This window comes from Caulobacter sp., from assembly GCF_035254145.1.
Taxonomy (GTDB): Bacteria; Pseudomonadota; Alphaproteobacteria; order Caulobacterales; family Caulobacteraceae; genus Caulobacter.
Window position 1 is genome coordinate 1 of record NZ_DATFAV010000123.1, and the last position, 9639, is coordinate 9639.

A 9639-nucleotide genomic window follows, 5' to 3' on the forward strand; every position below is an offset into this window, starting at 1 on the left:
GTGGAACGGCGGTTCAGCGGTTCCTTCACGCCGTCGCCGGTGGCGACGGCCGGAGCGCTTTCACCCTTCCAGTCGACCGCCAGGACGGCGGCCGGGACGCCTTGCGAGACCAGGGCGTCAGCCACGGCCTTGGCGCGACGCTCCGAGAGCTTCACGTTGTACTTCGGCGGACCCGAGGTGTCGGCGTGACCGACGACGACGATCTTGGTCGCGTGACCATCGCTCGAGTACTTCGCGGCTTCCGAAACCACCGTCTGGGCTTCCGGCGTCAGGACCGATTGGTCGAACGGGAAGTAAACGATGAACTCGCGGGCCTCATACTGCGGCGGCGGCGGAGGCGGCGGCGGCGGGGGAGGCGGCGGAGGCGGGGGCGGCGGCGGCGGGGGAGGCGGCGGCGGGGGCGGCGGCGGAGGCGGCGACGCGAACGAGTAGCGCAGACCCACGGTCAGCGACTGGTCCTTGTACTGGCCTTCGAAGGCGCCCGGCTGCAGCGCGCCCGAACCGGTCGTCTGCCAGGTGTGCTCCGAACCGGTGATGTAACGGTAGGTGACGTCGATCTTCAGCTTGTCGGTGGCCTTGATCGAAGCGCCCGCCAGCGCCTGGTAGGCGAAGGCGATGTCGTCGTCGTCCGCCGTCAGGTTCTGGACCGCCACGTTCGACGCGGTGATCGGACCGACGTTGCTGAACTGGCCCAGCGCCTTGACGTCGACGCGGTTGATGCCGGCGCCAACGCCGACGAAGGGGTTGAACCAGGCGTCCGGAGCGAAGTCGTAAATGACGTTCGCCATCAGGGTCCAGGAATCGATCGAACCGTCCGGGCTGCCGCAGGTCTGCGCCGACGACGTGCGCGCCACGCCAGGGGTGCAGAGGCCGACCGGAACGCGAGCGGCGGCGCCGTGGACGCTCTTCAGGTCGCCGGGGCGGTAGCCGCCTTCGACTTCGGCGCGCCAGTTCGGGTTGAACTGATAGCCGAGACGGACGAAGCCGGTCCAATCATGGTCGGTCTTCCAGGCCCAGTGGGCGAACTCGCCGTCCGGGACGGTGCGGTCCGACGTGGACTTGATGCTCTGCGGCCAGTGGTAGCCAAGGTCGACCGCGCCGTACCAGCCGGTCTCTTGGGCCGAAACGCCCGACGCGGCGAACACCGCAGCCAGAGCGGCTCCTGCCAGGAGGTTGAGTTTCATTGTTGAAGAGCCCTCTATTGCCCTGCCCTACGCCGGAGACCGGCCTAGCGCTGTTATACCAAGGCAAACGCCACGGGAAAGTGTCGGCGAAGACACACTCGTCAGGTTTCGCCCCCCTGTTCTTCAAACCGGAAAGCTAAACAAGACCGCCCCTCAGAATCACTTCCGAGCGTGTCCGCCGAGCTCCACGAATGTAAGCGTCAGCTTTGCTGGGTTCGCACGTGGGGCGTTCGCGCGCAAGGTTTTGTGGCCGGGAAATGGTCAAGTATTCGCGGTCGTCCCCGAAAACCCCGGCCTCTTCACAGATGACTTCAGGTCACTGGCGCCGCTAGCCCCGCGCCGTCACCAGCCAGCAGGCCGAGGTCATCGTCGCGACGCCGTCCTGAACGAGAGGCGTCAGGGCCGCCGCCACCGCCTCGCCGACCGCGCGCCGCACGGCCTCGCCCGCGTCCTTGAGGATCGGGTTCAGCGGCCCGACCCGGAGGCTCATGGTCAGCAGTTCGTCGAAGGAGAGCGGGCGCGCGACATCCAGCGGCGTGATCGCGATCTCCCGCCAGCCGGCGGCCTCCAGGACGGCGCGCACGCGCGCCTGATCGGCGAAGGCGAAGCGTCCCGGCGCGTTCGTCTCGAAGCGGGGCGGCTCGGGCAGGAACGGCGCGGCGGCCCGCAGCGGAATCAGCGACAGCGGGTTCTCCTCGGGCGAGCGCCAGGCGGCGAAGGCCAGCCGACCGCCGGGCTTCAGGGCGCGGCGCAGGTTGGCGAAGGCGGCCACGGGATCGGGGAAGAACATCACCCCGAACCGCGAGACGACGGCGTCGAACACCGGATCGAAGGCGTGGGTCTGGGCGTCGGCCAGCAGGAACTCGGCGCCCTCGATCCCATCCTCGCCCGCGCGGCGGCGGGCCAACTCGACCAGGGCTCCGGAGATGTCGACGCCGAGGGCGCGGCCCGTCGGCCCCACGCGCCAGGCGGCCGCGAAGGTCGTCGCGCCCGAGCCGCAGCCGACATCCAGCACGGACTCGCCGTTCACCAGCCCAGCGGCCTCGACCACCGCCTCGGCGATCGGCGCCATCAGCCGGTCCAGCAACGCCTGGTGCTCGACCCAGGCCTGGCTGGCGCGATCCCAATAGGCCGCCATGTCGCGATCGGCGCTCGTGCTCATCGTCGTCTCCTCGTTGCCAGGATGATCCCGCCGACCCATCCTGCAAGTTCAAGCGCACTTGAGGTCAAGCGATGTTCGACATCGACATTTCCGAGCTTTCCCGGCGATCGGGCGTCAAGGCCTCGGCTCTTCGGTTCTACGAGGAGAAGGGCCTGATCGTCTCGACCGGCCGCCGGGGCCTGAAGCGCCTGTTCGCCCCGGAGACCGTCGAGCGCCTGTCGCTGGTCGCCCTGGGCCGCGCCTGCGGCTTCACCCTGGACGAGATCGCCGGCCTGCTGGGCGGCGCCGACATCGACCGCGACCGCCTGCGGGCCAAGGCGACGCAGCTGGACAAGCGGATCGAACAGCTGACCCGGATGCGCGAGGGCTTGCGCCACGCCGCCGACTGCACGGTTCCGGTCCTGACCGATTGCCCCCACTTCCTGCGTATCGTGAAGGCGGCGGGCCATCACCGTCGGCGCTATCGGGCCGAGGCGCTCTGAGGCGACGGCGGTCCCGCTAGGGCTTCGCGCCCAGCGCCTTCAACTGCGCCTCGCCGTTGGCGTTCTTGGGGTTGAGGACCACGGACCGGCTGTAGGCGGCGATCGCCGAGGCCTTGTCGCCGTCGGCGGCGTAGGCTTCGCCCAGGCTGTCGAAGGCGTTCCAGCTGTCGGGATGGAGGTCGGCCGCCAGCTTCAGGACGCCGACGGCCATGTGGGTGTCGCCGGCGGCCAGGCGCTGGTAGCCCCAGCGGTTCAGCTCAGTCTCGTCGATCTCGAAGCCGGGGTCGCGGGTCTTGAACGCCTGGTAGGTCGCCAGGGCCTTGTCGAAGCCGACCCGGTTCAGCTCGGCGGCGAAGGCCGCGCGGGTCGGCGGCGCGCCGGTGGACTTCGTCACGTCGATAGCCAGGAGATGGCGCGGCGCGCCGGTCTTGGCGACCGGCATATCGAGGAAGGCGCGGGCGGCGCCGTCGCCCTTCAAGTAGCCATCCAGGAATCTCAGGACATAGGTCTCGACCCAGCCGTTGGCGATCGACAGCTCATCCTTGTCATAGGCGCCGTAGTCGCCCTTCAGCCGCTGGCCGAACATCACCGAGAAGTTGGCGTGGACGTAGGGATACATCGTGACCTTGTAGAGGTCGGCGTATTTCATCTTGGCCAGGAAGCTCTGATCCCGGTTGACGTCGGCGGCCGTGTCCTCGACCGACTTGGGCGCGGCCGCGATGTAAAGCATCGGCGCGGTGACGCGGGCCGGGGTCAGATACTGGGACTGCTTGACGATGTTCGGCCAATAGCGGACCGAGCCGTCCAGCGTGACCAGGGCCCGGATGCGGCCGTCCTTGGCCGCGGCCATGGCGTTGGCCAGTCCGCCCCAGCTGTAGCCGGCCACGGCTAGGCGGCTCGTATCGGCCCGGGGCAGGCCATGGGCGTAGCCGATCAGGAATTCGATGTCGCGGACCTGGGCCTCGACGCCCTCCAGGTCGGTGGTCATGCCACGCGAGGCCTGGCCGAAGCTGGGGCTGGCGATGACCAGATAGCCATGGCTGGCCAAGTATTCGCAAAGGTCGGCGTTCTCGTAGGCCTCGGCGTTGAAGCTCGGCGCATAGATCACGACCGGGAACTTGCCGCTGGCCGGCGCGGCGTCGAGGCGGGCCGACATCGGGGCGGCCAGCTCGGCCTTCGCTCGCGTCGGCGGCAGCGTGGCGACCTGGGCCGCCGCGAACTTGGCCTGCATCGCGCCGCGCTCGGCCGGCGCGTGCTCGAAGTCGTCGGCGGTGACGCCGAGCTTGACGTAGTCGCCCACCGTCAGGCTTCGCCCCGAACCCTTGGTCGCGGGGTACCAGATCAGGGTCTGGATGGGACGCGCCCGCTCGCCCGTGATCGGCTTCCCGGTCTCGACATCGGTCTCGCCACGATAGCCGCGCGAGAAGTCGTACTGCTCGACGACCTTCAGGCCGACGGCGTTCGGGCCGGGCGCGTTGTGGCGGGTGAAGTTGGAGGCCGCGAACGCCCCCGACGGCGCGACGACCAGCGCCAGAAGCACGAACACCAAACGCATAAGCTTCACCCTCCGAACGCGACGGCCATCGCCGCGCTCGCGTCTCGACACAACTAAAAGTTTTGTAATCCACCGCCTCGATCTCGACCGTCACCACGCCTTCACGGGTCGCGAGCCGCCGCGAGGCCTCCCACTACCGCAGGGATGCGTCCCGCAGGCGGCGGCGCTTGCCGCCCAGGGCGTCGGGGCGATTGAGCTTCTTGCGGTACTCGTCGCGGCGCTCGTGGATCGAGGCGATCACCAGGCCCATCGGCACGCCGATATCGACCAGCACGGCCTCGGAGAGCTGCAGGGAAGCCTCGATGGTCTCGGGCACGGCGTCGGTGGCGCCCAGTTCGTAGAGCCGGGCGGCATGGCGGGCGTCGCGGGCGCGGGCGACGATGGACAGCTCGGGACGCGCGCCCCGGGCGGCGGCCACCACCGCCTCGGCCGCCTCGGGCGCGTCCATGGTGATGACCACCGCCCGGGCCGTGGCCAGGCCGCAGCGCTCCAGAAGCTCCACGCGCGAGGCGTCGCCATAATAGATCTGCCGGCCTTCCCGGCGGCCCTGCTCGACCAGGCGGGCGTCGCGCTCGACCGCGATCCACGGCAGGTCGTGGCGGCCCAGCATGTCGCCGACCAGCTTGCCGACCCGGCCATAGCCGATGACCAGCACCTGGCCGGCCGGCTCGGGACCGACGCGGTCGGGTTCTCCGACTGGGGCCTCGCTGATCGGGGCCGGCGCGCCCTTGCGCCCCAGGCGCTGGCCCAGCGCCGCCAGGCCCGGGATCAGGAACATGGTCAGGGTGGCCGAGACCAGCACCGCCTGGCCGATCGCCGGCGAGACCACCTGCGCGCCCATGGCGTTGTCCAGCAGAACGAAGGCGAACTCGCCGCCGGCCGCCAGGATCAGCGCCGCCTCGATCGCGGCCTTGCGGCCCAGGCCCATCAGGAGGCCGATGCCCCACACCACCGCCACCTTGACCACCAGCAGCCCCACGGCCGTCGCCAGGATGACCATCGGCTTGGCCGCCAGCAGCGACAGGTCGAGCCGGATGCCCAGCGAGACGAAGAACAGGCTGAGCAGCAGGCCCTTGAACGGCTCGATCTTGACCTCGACCTCGTGGCGATACTCGGTCTCGGCCAGCAGGATGCCGGCCACGAACGCGCCCAGCGCCATCGACAGGCCCGACATCTGGCTGACCAGGCCCGCCCCGATGATCACCAGCAGGCAGGCGGCCATGAACATCTCTTCGCTCTTGGCCTTGGCGACCGACTTGAGCATCGGGCGCAGGGCCAGGCGTCCGACCAGGACGATCAGGCCCAGCCCCAAGGCCGCCGGGGCCAGGGAGAGCAGGTCGGTCATCCTGAAGGCGCCGTTGCCGCGCCCCAGGATCGTCAGGGTGATCAGGATCGGCGCCACGGCCAGGTCCTGGAACAGCAGCACCGAGAAGGTGGCCCGGCCGGCGTCCGAGTGCAGCCGCCGCCGCTCGGCCAGCACCGGCACGGCGATGGCGGTGGACGACAGGGTGAGGGCCGCGCCGATCGTCAGGGCGGCGGCCGGCGGCTGGCCCAGCAGCATCGCCCCCGCGCCCAGGACCAGGGCGCAGCCGATCACCTGGGCCGCCCCCAGCCCGAACACCAGCTTGCGCATCAGGCGCAGCCGCTCCCACGACAGCTCCAGCCCGATCATGAACAGCAGGAACACCACCCCGAACTCGGCCAGTTGGGCGATTTCGGCGGGGCTGTCGACGGTGACGTAGTCCAGCCACGGCGCGACGTGGATAAAGCGGCCCAGGCCGAACGGCCCCAGGATCACGCCGGCCAGCAGATAGCCGAGGATGGGATTGATCTTCAGGCGTTTGAAGATCGGCGCGACGATGCCGGCGGTCGCCAGGAACAGGACCAGGTCCTTGTAGCTCGCCGCTGATACCTCGTGCGCCACGCGCCCTCCTTGTTTCGCCGCCTAGACCGGCCGCCTGAATCGCACGCCGGGTCCCGACTCGTCGGCCATGATCAACGCCACGCCTCCCGCCTCGATCGCGTCGATCAGGAGCCGCTCGGTGCTATGGTGCAACGTGTGGCGCTCGGTCTCGAAGTCCTTGACCGTGCTGCGCGACACGCCCGCCCGGTCGGCGAGCTCGCCCTGGGACCAGTTGATCAGCCCGCGGGCGGCCCGGCATTGCGCCGGCAGGAGAATTTTTGCGTACGGCATCTGGAACATCCGGGCGATGTCACCCATATTGGTTGAGTACGCCCGAAAAAGCTGATCGTCAAGGAGAGCCTTTGCACCACACCTCGCTGATCGCCACCATCGTCGCGGGTCTCGGCCTGGCCTTCGTCTTCGGCGCCATCGCCAACCGGCTGAAGCTGCCGGTGCTGGTCGGCTATCTGCTGGCGGGGGTGCTGGTCGGGCCGTTCACGCCCGGCTACGTGGCCGACCAGGAGCTGGCCCCGCAGTTGGCCGAGATCGGCGTGATCCTCTTGATGTTCGGCGTCGGCCTGCATTTCTCGCTGAAGGACCTGATGGCGGTGCGCAAGATCGCCATTCCAGGCGCGGTCGTGCAGATCACGGCGGCGACGGTGATGGGCCTGGGCCTGGCGCTGGCGCTGGGCTGGGGCGTCGGGGCGGGCGTGGTGTTCGGCCTGGCCCTGTCGGTGGCCTCGACCGTGGTTCTGCTCAGGGCCCTGCAGGAGCGGCGGCTGATCGAGACCGGGCGCGGCAAGATCGCGGTCGGCTGGCTGATCGTCGAGGACCTGGCCATGGTCCTGGCGCTCGTCCTGCTGCCGGCCCTGTCGGGCGTGCTGGGCGGCGAGGCCCCGACCTCCGGGAGCGGCGGCGGCGTGCTGACGGCCTTCGCCATCACCATCGGCAAGGTCGTGGCGTTCGTGGCCTTCATGCTGATCGTCGGCCGGCGGGTGATCCCCTGGATCCTGCATCGCATCGCCCACACCGGCTCGCGCGAGCTGTTTCGCCTCGCCGTGCTGGCCATAGCCCTGGGCGTGGCTTTTGGCTCGGCGGCCTTGTTCGGCGTCTCGTTCGCCCTGGGGGCCTTTTTCGCCGGCATGATCATGGCCGAGAGCGAACTTTCCCAGCAGGCCGCCAACGAGACCTTGCCTCTGCGCGACGCCTTCGCCGTGCTGTTCTTCGTCTCGATCGGCATGCTGTTCGACCCCATGGTGCTGCTGCGCCAGCCGCTGGCGGTGCTGGCGACCCTGGCGATCATCGTGGTCGGCAAGTCGATCGCCGCCCTGGTCATCGTCCTGGCCTTCCGCCGACCGATGAGCACGGCCCTGACCATCTCGGCCAGCCTGGCCCAGATCGGCGAGTTCTCGTTCATCCTGGCGGGCCTGGGCGTGTCGCTGAAGCTTCTGCCGCCGGAAGGCCGCGACCTGGTTCTGGCCGGCGCCATCCTGTCGATCCTGATCAACCCGCTGCTGTTCGCCCTGCTCGACCGCGTCCTGCCCGGCATGATCGCCAAGGAGGCCAAGGCCCGGGGCGAGCCGCCGCCCGCCCTGGCCGCGGCCCAGCCGCACGCGGTGCTGGTCGGCTACGGCCGGGTCGGCAAGGCCGTCGCCGAGGGCTTGAAGGGCCGCACGCCCCTGGTCGTGATCGAGGACGACGTCGAGCGCGCCGAGGACCTGCGCAAGGCCGGCTTCGAGACCGTCAGCGGCAACGCGGTCAAGCCCGAGGTGCTGCTGGAGGCGGGCCTGGACAAGGCCACCCACCTGTTCGTCGCCGTGCCCAACCCGTTCGAGGCCGCCCGGATCATCGAGCAGGCCCGGGCCGCCAACCCGGAGGTCCTGATCGTCGCCCGCGCCTATACCGACGCCGACGTGACCCTGCTCAAGCAGATGGGCGCGGCCCACGCCCTGATCGGCGAGGAGGAGATCGCCCGGGGCATGCTGGCCAAAGCGCCGCGCAGGGCCGCGCCGGCGGCCGCCGGGGGCCACTAACGGGCCGTCCGCCTCCTTGGACGGCTCATCAATCCCCCGACCTCCCCGGCGAATGCCGGGGCCCAGATTCATTCGGAGTGATTTGGGATGCTGCGATATCTCGCGGCGCTAGCCAGTAGACGTTAGGGGGCTCGATCTGGATCCCGGCATTCGCCGGGAAGGTCGGGTTTATGGATCGAACTTCTCCCCGGAGAAGGAGCCCTCCTTACATTTCACGGCGAGACGATCGCAGGGCTGAAGAGGTCGGCTAGCGGCCCAACTAAGAACTTCGGATCAGCAGCTTGTGGGCGAGCCGGCTAGGCCGCAACCTCTGTCGGAAGCGAGGGGATGCGCAATGGGATTGGGTGCTTGGCTGAAGAGCCTATTTGTTCAGTCGTCATGGCTGCACCTTCATCAAGAGCCAGCTTCTACAACGGGCGACCTGATTGATCTCATCGATAGATGTGTCGATGGCCGGCTACGCTACTCAATGGAATGGGACGACTTTATCTCCTGGGAACAGGCCAATCTTCACGTAGAGAACGCTCGGCAGGTTATCGGCATGCACGAGACCTGGCTGTTTTCTGGAAGCCAGGCGCAGCGGAATGCCTATTGGTACCGAGTGGTTGAAGAGCGGAACCGCCTAGCCGCTATCCTTGGGCGATCTCAGCGACAACTGCCCGCGCTGAGCGTCGAGGAGCAAAGGATCATAGACAGCGCAGCTTCCTGAACCCGATGTCCGCCTTCCACCCTAAGCCGTCATCATCTAGGGCCGCTAATGGCGACGCCACCGGCCCGACGCACCTCTCCCCGCTTTTCCACTAGCCACCGCGCCCTGCGACCGGTAACGCCGCGACATGATCCAGCCTCACGCCTCGGGCGGCTACATTCTCGAAGAACTCACCGTCGGCATGACGGCCGAGAAGCACGTGCCCGTCACCGAGGACCGTATCCGGCTGTTCGCCGAGGCGTCGGACGACTTCAACCCGGTGCACATGGACGAGGCGTTCGCCGCGCGGACCGCCTATCGCGGCCGCATCGCCCACGGCCTCCTGTCCGCGTCGTTCGGCTCGGCCGTGGTCGGAACGATCCTGCCGGGCGCGGGGGCGATCTATCTCTCCCAGACCCTGGCCTTCCATCGGCCGGTGCGTATCGGCGACGTGGTGGTCGCCCGCGTCACGGTGGCGGCGATCGACGAGACCAGCGCCCGCGTCACCCTGCGCTGCGAGGCCCTGGTCGGCGAGGACCTGATCATGGACGGCGAAGCCGTCGTGCGGGTGCCGCGCCGCCGTCGTCCGCTCAAGGATTGAGGTCCCGCTCCTCGCAACGGCGCCCCTCTTC

Annotated in this window: 8 protein-coding genes; 3 read left to right on the top strand and 5 right to left on the bottom strand. The window is 69.0% G+C overall.

Annotated elements, in window-relative coordinates:
- Together VJ655_RS07175 and VJ655_RS07180 are read right to left on the bottom strand one after the other, a co-directional pair.
- Positions 1-1184 (bottom strand): OmpA family protein (locus tag VJ655_RS07175; RefSeq protein ID WP_324110380.1); only part of this gene is annotated, 1184 nt, incomplete at its 3' end.
- A gap of 328 nt (positions 1185-1512) precedes the next feature.
- Complete coding sequence (locus VJ655_RS07180; RefSeq protein ID WP_324110381.1) at positions 1513-2346, bottom strand: class I SAM-dependent methyltransferase; 834 nt, start codon at positions 2344-2346, stop codon at positions 1513-1515.
- Between the two features lie 71 nt (positions 2347-2417).
- On the opposite strand from VJ655_RS07180, the gene VJ655_RS07185 reads away from it, so the two are divergent.
- A complete protein-coding gene (locus VJ655_RS07185; protein WP_324110382.1) occupies positions 2418-2828 on the top strand; it encodes a helix-turn-helix domain-containing protein in 411 nt (136 codons plus the stop codon).
- Between the two features lie 16 nt (positions 2829-2844).
- Here the strand turns inward: VJ655_RS07185 and VJ655_RS07190 are convergent, their stop codons facing one another.
- The 3 genes from VJ655_RS07190 to VJ655_RS07200 form a co-directional block, all read right to left on the bottom strand.
- Positions 2845-4383, bottom strand: coding sequence for a dienelactone hydrolase family protein (locus tag VJ655_RS07190; protein ID WP_324110383.1), 1539 nt, complete (start codon positions 4381-4383; stop codon positions 2845-2847).
- Between the two features lie 133 nt (positions 4384-4516).
- On the bottom strand, positions 4517-6307 hold the full coding sequence (locus VJ655_RS07195) for a cation:proton antiporter (RefSeq protein WP_324110384.1): 1791 nt from the start codon (positions 6305-6307) through the stop codon (positions 4517-4519).
- A gap of 21 nt (positions 6308-6328) precedes the next feature.
- Positions 6329-6577 (bottom strand): helix-turn-helix transcriptional regulator, encoded by a 249-nt coding sequence (locus VJ655_RS07200; protein ID WP_324110387.1) that lies wholly within the window; start codon positions 6575-6577, stop codon positions 6329-6331.
- Between the two features lie 71 nt (positions 6578-6648).
- Here VJ655_RS07200 and ybaL point away from each other — a divergent pair, with 71 nt between their 5' ends.
- Together ybaL and VJ655_RS07210 are read left to right on the top strand one after the other, a co-directional pair.
- Complete coding sequence (gene ybaL, locus VJ655_RS07205; protein ID WP_324110385.1) at positions 6649-8319, top strand: YbaL family putative K(+) efflux transporter; 1671 nt, start codon at positions 6649-6651, stop codon at positions 8317-8319.
- Positions 8320-9155: 836 nt separating this feature from the next.
- Positions 9156-9608 carry a MaoC family dehydratase gene (locus VJ655_RS07210; RefSeq protein ID WP_324110386.1) on the top strand — a complete coding sequence of 151 codons (453 nt, stop codon included), beginning with the start codon at positions 9156-9158 and terminating at the stop codon, positions 9606-9608.
- Positions 9609-9639: the final 31 nt, after the last annotated feature.